Consider the following 15,808-nt stretch of genomic DNA (forward strand, 5'->3'; position numbering starts at 1 on the left):
CGGAAGTTGGGTTTCGCGGAGAAGCGCGGAAACTACTGGCGCGGCCGGTACAAGACCGCGCCCGGCAAGCACCTCACGGTGGTCGACGACAACGGCAAAGCGATCCGCTTCGCCACCAAGGGCGAGGCCCAGCGCGCCGCGAGCGAGGCCGAGAACAAGTACCGGCGCGGCGACTGGCGCGACCCGGCACTCGGCCAGGAGACCTTCGGCGAGTACGCGAACCGCTGGTACGAGGCCCAGGACCTGGCCGCCTCGACCATGCAGAACTACAAGCGCCACATCGAGGAGCACCTGCTCCCCAACTTCGAGGACAAGGCGCTCGCCGGCATCCTGCGCACGGACGTCGACCTGTGGGAGAAGAAGGAGAAGGCCGTCTACGCGGCCTCCAGCGTCAAGACCTGGCGCTCGACGCTCCACCTGATCTTCGAGGACGCGATCGACGAGGGCCTGATCACCTCGAACCCGGCCGCCCGACGGCGAGGACGCGGCAAGCGCGCCGGCCGCTCCCGCGACCGCGGTCCGGAGAAGGTTGTCACCGATCCGCTCGGCATCCTGCTGACTGCCGAACGGGCTGCCCTGCTCTCCGGCCGCGACGACGAGTTCGTCGCCGTCGTCCTCAAGGGGTACACCGGCATGCGCTGGGGCGAAATCGTCGGCTTGGAGACGGAGTTCGCCCGCCCCGGGGCCGTCCGCGTCGAGTGGCAGCTGTACGAACTCGACACCGGCGAGCTGGTGCGCTGTCCGCCCAAGGACGACAGTTACCGCACCATCGACGCGACGGACTGGCTGTCGGCCCTGGTCACCAACCACGTCGCCCGTACGAAGCCGAAACCCTGCTCGTGTCACGGCAAGACCTACGTCTTCCGGGGCCAGGGCACGGCCCGCACCGGCGGCCACCACGGCGCGAAACTCGTCGACGTCGCACGCCGAGCCGAAGTCTCCACCGGCACGGTGTCCAACGTCCTCAACCACCCCGACCGCGTCACCGAAGCCAAGCGGATCAGGGTGGAACAGGCCATCGCAGACCTGGGGTTCGTGCGCGGCGGCGCGGTCTCGCAGCACGCAGCCCACTGGCGCCGAAACGGCTTCGCCACCTGGCTGTTCACCCCGGCGGTCTCTGGCTGGTACCCGAGGAAGGCACCGCAGGAGGCCCGCCCCGTACCGCTCCTCGGCGACCCGTGGCCCGGCGTCCCAGCCCGAGGGCGTGGCGCCAGCGACCGGGCCGATGCCTGCTGGCTCCCGATCGCCAAGGGCCTCACACCCCACGGCCTCCGCCACACCCACCGAACGGTGATGGAGGACCTCGGCACCGAGAAGGTCCTCATGGACGACCGCATGGGCCACATCGACAGCTCGGTCTCAGCACGCTACGCCCACGTCACGCCCGGAATGCGCAAGCGCCTCATGCTCGGACTGACCGAGCAGTGGGAGGCGGCACTCGACACCCGCCTGGCGATGAGCCCCACGTCACCCGTGCGCGTACTCGATGATCTCCTACGTGCGCGCAGGGAATCACGTAAGCCTGCGGAGTCCCAGCGATGACTGCTGCTGCACCTCTGATGGTCACCACCAGAGGCACAGCCGCCTCCGGCGACACCTTGCAGGGGCAGCGTCAACCTCGTGGAGGTCACCTCGCTCCGGAGGTTATGGCAAACGACCGGTGAGAGGGCCAAGAGACCTGGCTCAATAGGCACATGGAGATTGGCGAGCACTGGGCGTACCGCGCGAGGCCGAAGGACCTGGGTAGCGAGGTCCGCCAGGTCGAGGTCGTACGCGTGGGCAGCTCCGGCAGGTCTGGCTGGATCCACGTGCGGTTTCTCGAAGGCGATGCCGCTGGCCTGCAGGAGTGGGTCAGTTCCGGCTCTCTCGTAGCGCCGTGGGCGGATGTTGATACGTTCCGCGCGGATGACGCGGCGGAGCTGGCGCTGGCGGAGTCCTCTCGCCACGTCCGGGGCAGCACGGATTTCGAGGCCGCCCGCATGATCCTCGGCTTCGTCCGTCCGAAGAACAGGCTCCGCCTGCGCCGAACAGTGGCCGACGCCGGGGTCCTGGAGCTGAGCCGCCTCGATGAGACGGCACCGCTCATCGGCATGGACGCAGCCGAACTCCGCAGCGACGCCATGGTCTATGAGAACCGCCACGGCATGTGCCTGGCCGGGTGGCCGGTCACCGAGCGCGTCGCCCGCCAGGTCGCCGGCCGCCTCGCTGACGAGATCCTTCCGGAGGTGGACCGCAAGCAGCAGGGCATCGAGCAGGAGCGCGCCCAGTCCTCCTGGTACTCCTACAGCCGACGGGACGACCGGAAGCTGGACGCGGAGGCAGCTGTCTTGCGAGCCGTCCGGGCCTGGTGTGGCGAAGACAAGGCCGACCGCTACGACGAGTTGGTCGCCCTGCGCGCCGAGGTCATCCGGCTCGGAGAACTCGTCGACAAGGCGGTCAAGGCCCTACGCGACCGAGGTCACGGCGTCATCGCCTCCACCATTGAGCGCGACCTTGGCGTCCATATCGCCACCCTTGATCCTGATGTGCGTCGATGACGCCGCGCCACGGGTCTGGCTCCGACTTCGGAGGCGTTGGCTGAGACGGAGGCTCCTTCTCCGGCCGGTCCGGCCGCCAGCCGTCGAGGAACGGTCGCAGCTGCTCCTTCGTCGGCTCCGCGTTGAAGTCGCGGATGGCCAGGCCCTGGCCGTTCGTGGTGGGGTCGAGCTGATCGGCCTCCGCGTTCCCCCAAGCCGACCACTCACGCAGCCGCTCAGCTTCGGGGGCATCTTCCGACGCAGCGGCGACTTCATCCAACGCGGCGCAGAATGCCCGGATCTCACCCGCGGCCCGCCACTGCTCTAGGGCCGTGCCGAAGTGATCGGCCCGTACCGCGTGAACCGCTTTGACCAAAGCCGCACTTACCGCGGCCTCCCACTCCCGCCGCTCGCGCTCCTCCCGCTCCTCCGCCAGTCGTCGGCGCTCGGCCTCCTGGCGCTCCCGCTCCTCGCGCAGACGCCGTTGCTCCGCCTCTCGTTCTAGCCGGGCCTGCTCCTGTTCCTCCGCGCGTGCCTTCAACGCCCGGAAGATCGAGGCGATCTGCTCCTCCAACGGCCTCGTGGCCGTGTCGGCCCATTCCTTCTTCCAGCCGTAGTTGTAGCTGTAGCCCGAGTTCTCGCTGACCAACAGCTCCAGTTCGCCGGACGGCTCGAACTTGTGGGCCGGCGTGACCCGCTGCCAGTCGTACGTGCGCCGACCCGGCTGCTTGGGGACGTAGCGGACCTGCTTCTGCCGCTCACGGAAGCCGACCTCGTACGTCCTGCCGTGGACCGTCAGCAGCGGCCTCGGCTGCTTACGCTTCTTGGAGACCGCGATCTCGCCGTACCGCGCAAGCGCCTGCTCGGCGAGCAGCCGGATCAGGGCGAGCACCCTCGGCAGGACCTCTTCGGAGATCTCGAAGGCACTGTGGTCCTTGGTGACCGCGGCGAGCACGTCCTCGACGTCGGTGATCACACGGCTGCGCGCCAGACGGATCCGGTTCCACTCGGTGTCGTCCTCGCCGGACACCCTTAGCAGACCGAGGAAGAAGTCCCCCTTCGCCCGCCCGCTGTATTTCAGGTGGTACCCATCCGGAGCGCACTGCCGTGCTGCGTCGAACGCCCTGCGATACCGCGCCCGTTCCTCCGCGCTGGGGTCCGGGATCCGAAGGAATCGTCCGGCCTCTTGTACCTGCGCGATGAGCGCTGGCCCGACTGCCGCTGGCGACGGGCGCGGAGGTTTCACGGCCCGTTTCGGGGCGGGCTTCGTCTCGGTCGGAGGATCGGCATCCTGCGACGGACCAGCTGCAACCGGCGCCCGGGCTTCAGACGCCGCCACGCGAGGCTGGCGTGGAGCCAACTCCGGACGGTCGGGATGATGCCCGTGCTCCAGATAGAAGCGCCCCGCGTCAGTGATCTCCGCCTGCCACCTCCCCTTCTTCCGGGGCATGGTCACCAAGCCCCGGTCCCTGAGCGCGCGAGCCGTGACGGCGAGCTCGGGGCTGTCCGACGTGACAGGGTCGGTTCCGCCCCCGATACGGGTGAGGAGTGCGAGTTGCCGGTCATTTAACGGAGACCAAGGGTGCATGGCGATGGTCGTACCGTCTCAGGTCTGCTCGGCACAAGCCGTGGAGTGACTCATTCGGGGCTCGATGCGTATGCCCGCGCCGAGAGGGGGCAGAAGGCCGCTCCTCGGGGGAGCCGCCGGGAGCCGGATCTCGAAGATCACACCCAGTTGGCTCCCAAATGGCTCCCAAAACAGGGTTGCAAAGCAAATCAGGCCCGGCGCTGATCTCTCAGCACCGGGCCTGACCTGGTGTTTCTCTGTCGGGGTGGCGGGATTTGAACCCACGACCTCTTCGTCCCGAACGAAGCGCGCTGCCAAGCTGCGCTACACCCCGATGCCGCCACTGTAGCGGCGACATCGATTACTTTAGCCCACCCGCGCGCTCACGCGAAATCCGCTTTTCGCGAGGGTGGGCGCGGTCGGCTACGGGCGTTCCGTCAAGGTCAGGAGGGTGGCCTCCGGGGGGCAGGCGAAGCGGACCGGGGTGTAGCGGTTGGCGCCGCAGCCTGCGGAGACGTGGAGGTAGGAGGTGCGGCCGGCGGAGTCGTGGGTGGAGAGGCCCTTGACGCGGTCCGTGTCCAGGTCGCAGTTGGTGACGAGGGCGCCGTAGAAGGGGATGCAGATCTGGCCGCCGTGGGTGTGGCCCGCCAGGATCAGGGGGTAGCCGTCGGCGGTGAAGGCGTCCAGGCAGCGCAGGTAGGGGGCGTGGACGACGGCCAGGGAGAGGTCGGCGTCGGGGTCCGGGCCGCCGGCGACCTCGGGGTAGCGGTCGCGCTTGATGTGGGGGTCGTCCAGGCCGGTGAAGGCGATCTCGCCGGCGTCGAGCTTCAGGCGCCCGCGGGTGTTGTTGAGGCCGACCCAGCCCGCCGCGTCGAAGGCGTCGCGGATGTCCGTCCAGGGGTTGTGGATCGCGCCGACGACGGGGGCGTTGCCGTTGAGGCCGTGGCGGCCCTGGACCTTTTCGAGCAGGTAGCGGGCGGGGTTGCGCGGCTTGGGGCCGTAGTAGTCGTTGGAGCCGAAGACGTAGACGCCGGGGAACTCCATCAGCGGGCCCAGGGCGTCCAGGACCTCGGGGACGGCCTCGGGGTCGGAGAGGTTGTCGCCGGTGTTGACGACGAAGTCGGGGCGCAGGCCGGCCAGGGACTGGAGCCAGGCCCGCTTCTTGCCCTGGCCGCTGACCATGTGGATGTCGGAGACCTGGAGGACGCGCAGGGGGCGCATGCCCTTCGGGAGCACGGGGGCGGTGAGTCGTCGGAGGCGGAAGAAGCGGGATTCGAACGCCGCTGCGTAGACGATGCCGGCCGCGCCGACTGCCGTGACTGCCAGGGGGACTCCGTACCGTGCGCGCATGCGCCCATCGTCGCAGACACGACATGCCCCTTCCGACCGCGGGCAGGGCCGCCCGGAGCAGCGATGTCACGGAGAGTGGCGCGAAGGGTGCCGGGGGTAGTCGTACGGGAACGGCGGCGTCCGAAATGGGCGGGCGGGACCCGACCCGTACCTGTCACACTTTCCCCATGACGCTCAAGGCCAAGCTCAAGGACGACCTCACCGAAGCGATCAGGGCGCGTGACGAGCTGCGCTCGGCGACTCTTCGACTGACCCTCGCCGCCATCGCCAAGGAAGAGGTGGCGGGCAAGACCGCCCGTGAGCTCTCCGACGACGAGGTGCAGAAGGTGATCGCCCACGAGGCGAAGAAGCGGCGGGAGGCCGCCGAAGCCTTCGCCAAGGGCGGGCGGGACGAGCAGGCCGAGCGGGAGAAGGCGGAGGGCGTGGTGCTCGGCGAGTACCTGCCGAAGCAGCTCGGTGACGACGAGCTCCGGCAGATCGTGGCCGAGGCCGTCGCGGAGGCGAAGGCCGGTGGGGCCGAGGGGCCGCGGGCCATGGGGGCCGTCATGAAGATCGTGAACCCGAAGATCGCCGGACGGGCGGAGGGCGGTCGCGTCGCCGCGGCCGTGAAGCAGCTCCTCGCGGGGTGACGTGACACGCTGCTCACGCCTCCCTGAAGCAGCTGCGCCGGGTGAGGTGACACGTGGCCCACGCCGCAGTGGAGCGCCTCCCCGCCTCGTACGAACAAGAACAGGGCCCGGGTCGGATGACCCGGGCCCTGCTCGTACCGCTCGACTACGACGCGGCTAGAAGCCGCCGCCTTCTCCCTCTCCGCCGCCGTTGCTCGTCCGGCCCCGGCTGTCGCCGCTGCCGCCGATCACGCCCGGCGGGATGGTGATCCCGGGGATGGAGTCCTCGCCGCCGTTGGCACCGCCGTCGCCACCGCCATTGGCGTTGTTCCAGCCGCCGCCGCTGTCGCCGCCGTCACCCCGGCTGTCGCCCTCCCCGTCACCGTCGCCGTTGTCGCCGTTGTCGCCGTCGTCACGGCGCCCGTCGCCGCGGTCGCGGTCGCGGTCGGCGTCGCCGTCCTGGTCCGGCTTCTGCGCGTCGGGGATGGGCACCCGGTTGAAGCTCGGGGCGTTCTTGCCGTCCAGCGCGCCGGTCATCGCCATGCGCCAGATGGAGCCGGGGACCTCACCGCCGAAGACCTTGGGCTTGAACCGGCCGCCGATGTTGATGTTGAACATCTTCACCTGCTGCGTCGGGCTGCCGACCCAGACCGCTCCGGCGAGGTTCGGTGTGTAGCCGACGAACCAGGCGTTCTTCCGCTCGTCCGTCGTACCCGTCTTGCCCGCGTTGTCACGGCCGCTGAGTCCGGCCTTCGCGCCCGTGCCCTCGTCGGACACCACACCGCTCAGCAGCGAGCTGATCGTGTCGGCGGTCTTCTCGCTCATCGCCCGCTGGCAGTCGGTCTTGGGCACGTCGAGGTTCTTGCCGTCCGCCGTGCGGATCGACTCGATGGCGACGGGGGTGCAGTACGTGCCCCGGTTGGCGAAGGCCGCGTACGCGCTCGCCATCGTCAGCGGGGACATGCCCTCCGAGCCGAGCGTGAGGGAGGAGGGCGCGGCGCGCAGCTTCTCGCCGTTGCCCACGACCAGGCCCAGCTTGTCGGTCATCTCCTTCACCGGGCAGAGGCCGATGTCGGCGATCATCTGGACGAAGTAGGTGTTGACCGACTTCTCCATCGCCTCCTTGAGGTTGTACGGGCCGACCTCCGACTCCATCTCGTTCGTGAGCTTGGCGCCCTCGGTGTTCACCCACGGCTTGCCGCTGGAGCAGCCCTGGATCGGGCTCGGGTACGCCATCTCGTACGGCGCCGCGTACGACTGCGAGGCCGGCCGTCCCTGCTCTATGGCCGCCGCCGCCACGAACGGCTTGAAGGTCGAGCCGACCGGGAAGCCGAAGTTGGAGCCGTCCATCTTCTTGTCGACGGAGTAGTTGATCTGGGTCTCGTTCTTCCCGAAGCCGTACGGCTTCGACTGGCCCATGCCCAGGACCTTGCCCGTGCCCGGCTCGACGAGGGTCACCGCGGTGGCGACCTTGTCGGACTGGTAGACGTACTCCTTTATCGACTTCTGGACGGACGCCTGCGCCTTCGGGTCGAGCGTCGTCTTGACCGTGAGGCCGCCGCGGTTCCAGAGCTTGGCCCGGTCCTCCTTGGTCTTGCCGAAGACGGGGTCGGTCAGGAAGACGTTGCGCACGTAGTCGCAGAAGAAGCCCGCGCCCTTCACGGCGGTGATGCAGCCGTTCTGGGGCTTGCTGACCTTGAGTTCGATCGGGGTCGCCTTGGCCTGGTCCGCCTCGGCCTGGGTGATGTCGCGGACGTCGGCCATCCGCTGGAGGACGATGTTCCGGCGCTTGCGCGCCTCCTCCGTGTCGTTGACCGGGTCGTACCGGCTGGGGGACTGCACGATGCCGGCGAGCATCGCCGACTCCTGGAGGTTCAGGTCCTTGGCGGGCTTGGAGAAGTAGCGCTGCGACGCGGCCTCGATGCCGTACGCCTGCTGCCCGAAGAACGTGATGTTGAGGTAGTTCTCCAGGATCTTCTTCTTGCCCAGCTCCTCCTCGACCTGGATCGCGTACTTCAGCTCCTGGATCTTGCGGCCGAGCGTCTGCTGAGTGGCCTGGGCGACCTTGTCGGGGTCGTCGCCGGCCTCCTCCACGAAGACGTTCTTCACGTACTGCTGGGTCAGCGTCGACGCGCCCTGCGCCACCCCGCCCGACTGGGCGTTGCGGTTGAGTGCGCGCAGCACGCCCTTGAGGTCGATCGCGCCGTGCTCGTAGAAGCGCGAGTCCTCGATGGCGACGATCGCCTTCTGCATGTACGGGGAGATGTCCGCCAGCGGGACCACCGTGCGGTCGCGGGAGTACACCGAGGCGATCAGGTCGCCCTTGGAGTCCAGGATCTTGGTGCGCTGGCTGAGCGGTGGCGTCTTCAGGTTGGCCGGGATCTCGTCGAACCCCTTCACCGTGCCCTTGGCCGCCAGGCCCAGCGCGCCGGCGGCCGGGAGGGCGATGCCGGCCAACACCGCTCCGGAGAGCACGCTGACACCGAGGAACTTGGCGGCTTGCTGGGTCGCTGACAGACCCCCGCCGGAGCGCGTCTTTGGCATGGAAACAGCCTACGTTCTCATTCGCCGGACACGGGTGCATCCCTTGGCCTAAGCTGCTCCCAACTGTCACAGCAGTACGGTTGTGCATCAAGCCATTCCCGGAATTCGTCGAAAGTCATTCCTCGCGGTGTGGCGTGTCCCGTAGTCATCGGGGCCCGACGAAGGCCAAAGTGGAATCCGGCATTCCGCACCTTGTTCATGTACTGCGGTGCCCGATTTCGCACCAAATTTGCACTATGTTCCGCCCGATGTGCATCGTGAACTGTCCGATGTGTCTGACTCCGTCGGGTTCGTTTCGCATGTCCCCAGGTCACTCCCCTGGGTGATCTGCCGCGTACGCATAGTCCGTTCGGGCCATTCGAGATTGGGCCCGCAGGGGGTGTTGCACCGCGCCCGCCTTCCGTAACGTCCTCAACTGGCAGCGGTGAATATGCCGCTACCGCCGTGGGGGAGCCTCGATTCGGGAGAGGACGGCAGCCGGGATGGGCTGGGTAACCGACTGGAGTGCGCAGGCAGCCTGCCGCACTACCGATCCGGATGAACTGTTCGTACAAGGGGCCGCGCAGAACAGGGCAAAGGCGGTGTGCACCGGATGTCCGGTGCGGACCGAGTGCCTGGCGGACGCCCTCGACAACCGCGTGGAGTTCGGCGTGTGGGGAGGGATGACCGAGCGGGAACGACGTGCGCTGTTGCGCAGGCGACCCACAGTCACCTCCTGGCGCAGACTCCTCGAAACCGCACGCACGGAGTACGAGCGCGGGGCGGGCGTCCTGCCCGTCGGGCTCGACGACGACGAGACGTACGCGGCCTTCGCGGCCGTGGGGTAGGTCACTCCTGCGGGGTGGGTCGCCCCGCAGGCGCGATCGAGTCCGCCGGCTCCCGCGGGAGTCCGTCGGGCGGGTACGGAGCTGGCCCGGCCACGACTGCGGGTCGGCTGCGGAACGGGCCGGAGCGCGGCCTGCCGTGCCCGGTGCAAGGGGCCGGTGCGTGCCTGCGGCGCGCCCTGCGTCACGCCTCCGGGTCGCCGGCCGCCGCCAACTGGTCGCCGATGGCGCGCAGACCGGCCAGGTCGTGCACGTCACCGGGTAGTGCGGTCACCTGTGCCACCGCGACCTCGGGATGGAGCGCGGTGAAACGGTCCCGTGTGCGCTGCTCGCGCGAGAGCACCTGCATGCGCTCGGCGTGCAGGCGCAGCAGACCGGCCGTCAGCTGCGCCGTGGTGTGCTCGCTGTCGGCTTCGGGGCGTGCGTCCTCGGCGAAGACGTCACGGGGGGAGACGTCTTCGTACTCGGGTGGTGCGGAGTGCTCGGGGGGGCTGGGCGAGCGGTCCACGGGCGGGGTTTCGGGAGAGACGTCCGTGGCCTCACGAACACCAGTCTTCCCGTCTCCATGATCCACAATGCCGGCCGCGGCAAGATTTTCTGAGGATTCGGATTCCACATCAGTCTGACTGGTCGGCTCGGCCGGATCGCCCAGGTCGGCGGGGGCGTCAGGGCCGGAAGGGCCTACGGAGTCGACCGGGTCGGCCTGGGCGGCCGGGTCCAGGACGTCGTTCAGCTCGGACTCCAGGGTCTCCGCCGCCGTCAGCGCCCGCTCGGCCGTCAGCCGGGCCGCCCCGCTGTCGTGGACCCGGTTGAGGACCAGCCCCGCCAGCGGCATGTCCTCCTCCGCCAGCCGTTCGACGAAGTACGCCGCCTCCCGCAGCGCGTCCCGCTCCGGCGCCGCCACCACCAAGAAGGCCGTGCCGGGGGCCTGGAGCAGCCGGTACGTGGCGTCCGCCCGGGTGCGGAAGCCGCCGAACATGGTGTCCATGGCCGTCACGAACGTCTGCACGTCCCGCAGCAACTGCCCGCCCAGCAGCTTGCCCAGCGTCCCCGTCATCATCGACATGCCGACGTTCAGGAACTTCATCCCGGCCCGGCCGCCCATCTTCGCCGGGGTCATCAGCAGCTTGATGAACGTCCCGTCCAGGAACGACCCCAGCCGCTTCGGCGCGTCCAGGAAGTCCAGCGCGCTGCGCGACGGCGGGGTGTCGACGACGATCAGGTCCCACTCGTCCCGGGCCCGCAGCTGCCCCAGCTTCTCCATCGCCATGTACTCCTGCGTGCCCGCGAAGCCGGCCGACAGGGACTGGTAAAAGGGGTTCTCCAAGATGGCGCGGGCCCGCTCGGGGTCCGCGTGCGCCTCGACGATCTCGTCGAAGGTGCGCTTCATGTCGAGCATCATGGCGTGCAGTTCGCCGGCCGGTCCGTCGCCGTCGGGCTCTATACCCTTGACCCGGCGCGGGGTGTTGTCGAGGGAGTCGATGCCGAGCGACTGGGCGAGCCGGCGGGCCGGGTCGATGGTGAGGACGACCACCCGCCGCCCGCGCTCCGCCGCCCGTACGCCGAGCGCCGCGGCCGTGGTCGTCTTGCCCACGCCGCCGGAGCCGCAGCACACGATGATGCGGGTGGCCGGGTCGTCGATGAGCGTGTCGACGCGGAGGGGAGTGGCCGACGCGTCCAGGGTCATGAATCGGTCCCTTGCTTGGCACGTTGCTGCTGTTGGTCCGTCCGCTGTTCCGCCTGTTGCTCCGGCTGCTGTCCCTTGCGCTGTTCCGTCTGGGCGCGCAGTTCCTTCGACAGCCGGTAGAGCCCCGCCAGGTCCACGCCCTCGCTCAACAGCGGCAGTTCGTACGACGGCAGTTCCAGGCGGCCGAGCGTCGCCCGCTGCTCGCGCTCCAGCTCGACCCGGCGCGCGTGGTCCGACGCCTGGTCCAGCAGCGGGGTGACCAGCTCCGCCGCCCCGCCGACGCCGGCCGCGGCGAGCGCCCGCACGATGTCGGCGCGCTTGCCGTTCGCCGCGAGGTGCAGCGCCTCCTCGTCGAGGATGTGCGGCCGGACCATGTTCACGATGACCCGGCCCACGGGCAGGCCCGCGGCGTGCAGTTCCGCGACGCCGTCGGCGGTCTCCTGGACCGGCATCTCCTCCAGCAGCGTCACCAGGTGGACCGCGGTCTGCGGCGACTTGAGCACCCGCATCACGGCCTGTGCCTGGTTGTGTATCGGGCCGAACTTCGCGAGCCCGGCGACCTCGTCGTTCACGTTCAGGAAGCGGGTGATGCGCCCGGTGGGGGGCGCGTCCATCACCACGTAGTCGTACGCGTACGAGCCCTGCTTCGTCCGGCGCCGCACGGCCTCGCACGCCTTGCCCGTCAGCAGCACGTCCCGTACGCCGGGGGCGATGGTGGTCGCGAAGTCGATCGCGCCGATCTTCTTCAGCGCGCGCCCGGCGCTGCCGAGCTTGTAGAACATCTGGAGGTAGTCGAGGAGGGCCCGCTCGGCGTCGATGGCGAGTGCGTACACCTCGCCGCCGGCGGACGAGACGGCGATCTTCCGCTCCTCGTAGGGGAGCGCCTCCGTCTCGAAGAGTTGTGCGATGCCCTGCCTGCCCTCGACCTCGACGAGGAGGGTCCGCTTTCCCTCGGTCGCGAGGGCGAGCGCGAGTGCGGCGGCGACCGTGGTCTTACCGGTGCCGCCCTTGCCGCTGACGACCTGGAGCCTGCTCACGCTTTCGAGACTAACCAGTCGGGCCGCGGGCTACGCACGAGGCCGTGTGCGGGCTGCGTCACGTGTGCCCCGACACGTGCGGATACAGTCGGCCCATGACGAAGTGGGAATACGTGACCGTGCCGCTCCTCGTGCACGCGACCAAGCAGATCCTCGACACCTGGGGCGAGGACGGGTGGGAACTTGTCCAGGTCGTGCCCGGGCCGAACCCCGAGCAGCTCGTGGCGTACCTGAAGCGCGAGAAGTCGTCGTGAGCGGCGCCGTCGAGGCGCGCCTGGCCGAGTTGGGGCTGACGTTGCCGGAGGTCGTGCCGCCGATCGCCGCGTACCAGCCGGCCGTGGTGTCCGGGCCGTACGTCTACACGGCCGGCCAACTGCCGATGGTGGAGGGCAAACTTCCGATCACCGGCAAGGTGGGCGCGGAGGTGACCGCCGAAGAGGCCAAGGAGCTGGCGCGCACCTGTGCGCTCAACGGCCTGGCCGCCGTGAAGTCGGTCGTCGGCGACCTGGACCGGATCGCCCGGGTCGTGAAGGTGGTCGGCTTCGTGGCTTCGGCGAGCGACTTCACCGGGCAGCCGGCCGTGATCAACGGCGCCAGCGAGCTGCTGGGCGAGGTCCTGGGGGAGAAGGGCGTGCACGCGCGCAGCGCGGTGGGCGTCGCGGTCCTCCCGCTGGACGCACCGGTCGAGGTCGAGTTCCAGATCGAGCTCGCGCCGGACGCGTAAGGCGTACGGGGCGCAGGGCTCCTTCTTCGTGGCCTTCGCCACGGCTCCCGCCGGCACGGCTCGTTCCGCTACGGCTCCTTCCGCCATGGACGGGAACACCGGTCGGTGCGTTGGGCGCCGCCGATGGCCTGACGCCGCGATCGGCACTGGAGCGCCGGTCAGCACTCGCGAGGCCCCGTGCCTGCCGGAGGAATCGGCAGGCACGGGGCCTCGTGCGTCTGCGGCAATCCGTGCTCTCGCTGCCCGAAGGGCTGGGGTCGGGCTGCGCGGCCCCGGTCTCGGTCGCGCAGGCGCAGCCGGTCAAGCCGATGTAGGGGCCACCTTCGTTCCACGTGAAACACCGCATTCGACCGCGGCACTGTGATCCGGCACTCTCGAACATCCCGCTGGATGCGCATAGCATCCGGCCATGTCCCAAGGTCAGTGGTATCCCCCGGAGTGGCCCGACCGGATCCGTGCGCTCGCAGCCGGTGAACTGACCCCCGCGCCGCCGAAGCGCGCCGCAACCGTCATGCTGCTGCGCGATGCGCAGGACGGCCCCACCGTGCACATGCTGCGCCGCCGCGCCTCCATGGTCTTCGCCGGCGGTGCGTACGCCTATCCCGGCGGCAAGGTGGACGCCCGCGACTCCGGACCGGTCCGGTGGGCCGGTCCCTCGCCCGCCGAGTGGGCCGAACGCCTCGGCGTGGACGAGGCGTCAGCCCGGGCCATCATCTGTGCGGCGGTCCGGGAGACGTACGAGGAGTCCGGCGTCCTGCTCGCCGGTCTCACCCCCGACACGGTCGTGGGAGCGGCGGACGGCGACTGGGAGAGCGATCGACAGGCGCTGGTCGACGGCGACGCGGCCTTCGCGGACTTCCTGGAACGGCACGGGCTCGTCCTGCGCTCGGACCTGCTGGGCGCCTGGGCCCGCTGGATCACCCCCGAGTTCGAACCCCGCCGCTACGACACCTGGTTCTTCGTCGCGGCCCTCCCCAGTGGCCAGTCCACCCGCAACGACTCCACCGAAGCCGACCGCACGGTGTGGATCAGACCCGCCGACGCGGCGGCCGGCTACGACCGGGGCGAACTGTTGATGATGCCGCCGACCATCGCCACCCTGCGGGCCCTGAGCGGGTACGAGACGGCCGCCGCCGCGCTCGCCGCGGCCCACGAGCAGGACCTGACGCCCGTCCTGGCCGAGGCGCGGCTGGACCAGGGCACCCTGGTGCTGAGCTGGCCTGGACACGATGAATTCACCAAACGCATCCCCACCGGGGGGACCCGATGACCGACGCCGCGGCCCTTCCGGGCCAACCGCGCGGAGGCGTCCACTCCGGACCCGCCACCGCCCGCGCGGTCAACGTCCTCGCGCCCAACCCGTCCGCGATGACCCTGGACGGCACGAACACCTGGATCCTCGCCGAACCGGACTCCGACCTGGCGGTCGTGGTCGACCCCGGCCCGTTGGACGACGCCCATCTGCGCCGGGTCATCAGCACCGCCGAGCAGGCCGGCCAGCGGATCGCCCTCACCCTGCTCACTCACGGCCATCCGGACCACGCCGAAGGCGCCGGCCGGTTCGCCGAACTGACCCGCACCAAGGTGCGAGCCCTCGACCCCGCGCTGCGGCTCGGCGAGGAAGGGCTCGAAGCGGGCGAGACCATCGCCGTCGGCGGGTTGGAGCTACGGGTGGTGCCCACCCCCGGGCACACCTCGGACTCGCTCTCCTTCCACCTGCCCGCGGACGCCGCCGTCCTGACCGGCGACACCGTCCTGGGACGCGGCACCACGGTCGTCGCCCACCCCGACGGCCGGCTCGGCGACTACCTGGACTCGCTGCGGCGGCTGCGCTCGCTCACGGTCGACGACGGGGTCCACACCGTCCTGCCCGGTCACGGGCCCGTCCTGGAGGACGCGCAGGGCGCCGTCGAGTACTACCTGGCGCACCGCGCCCACCGGCTGGCCCAGGTGGAGACGGCGGTTGAGAACGGCTACCGCTCGGCGCCGGAGGTGGTCGCCCAGGTGTACGCGGACGTCGACCGGTCGTTGTGGCCGGCGGCGGAGCTGTCCGTACGGGCGCAGTTGGAGTACCTGAGCGACCACGGGCTGATCTGACCCCGGCCTGCCTCGGGGACGGGCCGTACGTACGCGGAAGGGCGCCCCGGATCGTTCTCCGGGGCGCCCTTCCGTACGTCTCGACGCAGGACGCCGCTATGCGAGGGGGCTCAGCGCGAGCGCTTCGCCAGCCGCTCCACGTCCAGCAGGATCACCGCACGCGCCTCCAGCCGCAGCCAGCCGCGCTGTGCGAAGTCCGCCAGGGCCTTGTTCACCGTCTCGCGGGAGGCGCCGACCAGCTGGGCCAGCTCCTCCTGGGTGAGGTCGTGGACGACGTGGATGCCCTCGTCCGACTGCACGCCGAAGCGGCGCGACAGGTCGAGCAGGGCGCGGGCGACCCGGCCCGGCACGTCGGAGAAGACCAGGTCGGACATCTGGTCGTTGGTCTTGCGCAGCCGACGGGCGACGGCGCGCAGCAGCGCCGATGCCACCTCGGGCCGGGCGTTCAGCCACGGCTGGAGGTCGCCGTGGCCCAGGCCGAGGAGCTTGACCTCGGTCAGCGCGGTCGCGGTGGCGGTGCGCGGGCCCGGGTCGAAGAGGGACAGCTCGCCGATCAGCTCGCCGGGGCCGAGCACCGCGAGCATGTTCTCGCGGCCGTCGGGGGATGTGCGGTGCAGTTTGACCTTGCCCTCGGTGACCACGTAGAGGCGGTCGCCGGGGTCGCCCTCGTGAAAGAGCGCGTCACCCCGGGCGAGCGTCACCTCACTCATCGAGCCGCGCAGCTCCGCCGCCTGCTCGTCATCGAGCGCCGCGAAGAGCGGGGCGCGCCGCAGAACGTCGTCCACGAGTTCTCTCCTTGTCGACCTGCTCAGGGACCGTGGCCCCCATGATGCCGGACCGTACAGTGCCCGTCC

14 protein-coding genes and 1 tRNA gene are annotated in these 15,808 nt (G+C 70.0%); 8 read left to right on the forward strand and 7 right to left on the reverse strand.

Annotated elements, in window-relative coordinates:
* Positions 1-6 precede the first annotated feature (6 nt).
* Together AB0E05_RS17990 and AB0E05_RS17995 are read left to right on the forward strand one after the other, a co-directional pair.
* Positions 7-1,542, forward strand: coding sequence for a LacI family DNA-binding transcriptional regulator (locus tag AB0E05_RS17990; RefSeq protein ID WP_361964400.1), 1,536 nt, complete (start codon positions 7-9; stop codon positions 1,540-1,542).
* 152 nt (positions 1,543-1,694) lie between these two features.
* Entirely contained in the window at positions 1,695-2,537 is an 843-nt protein-coding gene (locus AB0E05_RS17995) for a PE-PGRS family protein (RefSeq protein ID WP_361964402.1), read from the forward strand.
* On the opposite strand, the gene AB0E05_RS18000 is transcribed toward AB0E05_RS17995, so the two are convergent.
* The 3 genes from AB0E05_RS18000 to AB0E05_RS18010 all read right to left on the reverse strand — a co-directional run bounded on the left by AB0E05_RS18000 (position 2,467) and on the right by AB0E05_RS18010 (position 5,433).
* On the reverse strand, positions 2,467-3,966 hold the full coding sequence (locus tag AB0E05_RS18000) for a PE-PGRS family protein (protein WP_361964712.1): 1,500 nt from the start codon (positions 3,964-3,966) through the stop codon (positions 2,467-2,469). The two genes, AB0E05_RS17995 and AB0E05_RS18000, sit on opposite strands and share 71 nt — an antisense overlap.
* Before the next feature lie 377 nt (positions 3,967-4,343).
* Positions 4,344-4,417: transfer RNA gene (locus tag AB0E05_RS18005), tRNA-Pro, on the reverse strand.
* 89 nt (positions 4,418-4,506) lie between these two features.
* Positions 4,507-5,433, reverse strand: a complete 927-nt coding sequence (locus tag AB0E05_RS18010) for a metallophosphoesterase (RefSeq protein ID WP_361964404.1) — start codon at positions 5,431-5,433, stop codon at positions 4,507-4,509.
* A 167-nt stretch (positions 5,434-5,600) separates the two neighbouring features.
* On the opposite strand from AB0E05_RS18010, the gene AB0E05_RS18015 reads away from it, so the two are divergent.
* Positions 5,601-6,062, forward strand: a complete 462-nt coding sequence (locus tag AB0E05_RS18015; RefSeq protein ID WP_361964406.1) for a GatB/YqeY domain-containing protein — start codon at positions 5,601-5,603, stop codon at positions 6,060-6,062.
* A gap of 156 nt (positions 6,063-6,218) precedes the next feature.
* Here the strand turns inward: AB0E05_RS18015 and AB0E05_RS18020 are convergent, their stop codons facing one another.
* Positions 6,219-8,585: a transglycosylase domain-containing protein gene (locus AB0E05_RS18020; protein WP_361964408.1), complete on the reverse strand. Its 2,367-nt coding sequence runs from the start codon at positions 8,583-8,585 to the stop codon at positions 6,219-6,221.
* A 482-nt stretch (positions 8,586-9,067) separates the two neighbouring features.
* On the opposite strand from AB0E05_RS18020, the gene AB0E05_RS18025 reads away from it, so the two are divergent.
* On the forward strand, positions 9,068-9,412 hold the full coding sequence (locus AB0E05_RS18025; RefSeq protein ID WP_361964410.1) for a WhiB family transcriptional regulator: 345 nt from the start codon (positions 9,068-9,070) through the stop codon (positions 9,410-9,412).
* 181 nt (positions 9,413-9,593) lie between these two features.
* Here the strand turns inward: AB0E05_RS18025 and AB0E05_RS18030 are convergent, their stop codons facing one another.
* Both AB0E05_RS18030 and AB0E05_RS18035 read right to left on the reverse strand, forming a co-directional pair.
* On the reverse strand, positions 9,594-11,096 hold the full coding sequence (locus tag AB0E05_RS18030) for an ArsA-related P-loop ATPase (RefSeq protein WP_361964412.1): 1,503 nt from the start codon (positions 11,094-11,096) through the stop codon (positions 9,594-9,596).
* Positions 11,093-12,133, reverse strand: coding sequence for an ArsA-related P-loop ATPase (locus AB0E05_RS18035; protein ID WP_361964414.1), 1,041 nt, complete (start codon positions 12,131-12,133; stop codon positions 11,093-11,095). The genes AB0E05_RS18030 and AB0E05_RS18035 overlap by 4 nt, the downstream gene beginning before the upstream one ends.
* Before the next feature lie 95 nt (positions 12,134-12,228).
* Between AB0E05_RS18035 and AB0E05_RS18040 the strand changes: the two genes are divergently transcribed.
* The 4 genes from AB0E05_RS18040 (at position 12,229) to AB0E05_RS18055 (ending at position 14,954) form a co-directional block, all read left to right on the forward strand.
* Positions 12,229-12,387: a hypothetical protein gene (locus AB0E05_RS18040; RefSeq protein WP_361964418.1), complete on the forward strand. Its 159-nt coding sequence runs from the start codon at positions 12,229-12,231 to the stop codon at positions 12,385-12,387.
* Positions 12,384-12,857, forward strand: a complete 474-nt coding sequence (locus tag AB0E05_RS18045) for a RidA family protein (RefSeq protein WP_361964420.1) — start codon at positions 12,384-12,386, stop codon at positions 12,855-12,857. The genes AB0E05_RS18040 and AB0E05_RS18045 overlap by 4 nt, the downstream gene beginning before the upstream one ends.
* 409 nt (positions 12,858-13,266) lie before the next feature.
* A complete protein-coding gene (locus AB0E05_RS18050) occupies positions 13,267-14,127 on the forward strand; it encodes an NUDIX hydrolase (protein WP_361964422.1) in 861 nt (286 codons plus the stop codon).
* Complete coding sequence (locus tag AB0E05_RS18055; protein ID WP_361964424.1) at positions 14,124-14,954, forward strand: MBL fold metallo-hydrolase; 831 nt, start codon at positions 14,124-14,126, stop codon at positions 14,952-14,954. Before AB0E05_RS18050 ends, AB0E05_RS18055 begins: the two co-directional genes overlap by 4 nt.
* A 110-nt stretch (positions 14,955-15,064) precedes the next feature.
* Here AB0E05_RS18055 and AB0E05_RS18060 read toward each other — a convergent pair whose 3' ends face one another.
* Positions 15,065-15,739, reverse strand: coding sequence for a Crp/Fnr family transcriptional regulator (locus AB0E05_RS18060; RefSeq protein ID WP_006347667.1), 675 nt, complete (start codon positions 15,737-15,739; stop codon positions 15,065-15,067).
* Positions 15,740-15,808 lie beyond the last annotated feature (69 nt).

The organism is Streptomyces sp. NPDC048057, from assembly GCF_040653095.1.
GTDB lineage: Bacteria > Actinomycetota > Actinomycetes > Streptomycetales > Streptomycetaceae > Streptomyces.

Coding starts and splice junctions, on each gene's coding strand:
- AB0E05_RS17995 (WP_361964402.1), top strand. CDS start 1,695: ATGGAGATTGGCGAGCACTGGGCGTACCGCGCGAGGCCGAAGGACCTG.
- AB0E05_RS18050 (WP_361964422.1), top strand. CDS start 13,267: ATGTCCCAAGGTCAGTGGTATCCCCCGGAGTGGCCCGACCGGATCCGT.
- AB0E05_RS18015 (WP_361964406.1), top strand. CDS start 5,601: ATGACGCTCAAGGCCAAGCTCAAGGACGACCTCACCGAAGCGATCAGG.
- AB0E05_RS18040 (WP_361964418.1), top strand. CDS start 12,229: ATGACGAAGTGGGAATACGTGACCGTGCCGCTCCTCGTGCACGCGACC.
- AB0E05_RS18030 (WP_361964412.1), bottom strand. CDS start 11,096: ATGACCCTGGACGCGTCGGCCACTCCCCTCCGCGTCGACACGCTCATC.
- AB0E05_RS18010 (WP_361964404.1), bottom strand. CDS start 5,433: ATGCGCGCACGGTACGGAGTCCCCCTGGCAGTCACGGCAGTCGGCGCG.
- AB0E05_RS18020 (WP_361964408.1), bottom strand. CDS start 8,585: ATGCCAAAGACGCGCTCCGGCGGGGGTCTGTCAGCGACCCAGCAAGCC.
- AB0E05_RS18025 (WP_361964410.1), top strand. CDS start 9,068: ATGGGCTGGGTAACCGACTGGAGTGCGCAGGCAGCCTGCCGCACTACC.
- AB0E05_RS18000 (WP_361964712.1), bottom strand. CDS start 3,966: ATGCCCCGGAAGAAGGGGAGGTGGCAGGCGGAGATCACTGACGCGGGG.
- AB0E05_RS18055 (WP_361964424.1), top strand. CDS start 14,124: ATGACCGACGCCGCGGCCCTTCCGGGCCAACCGCGCGGAGGCGTCCAC.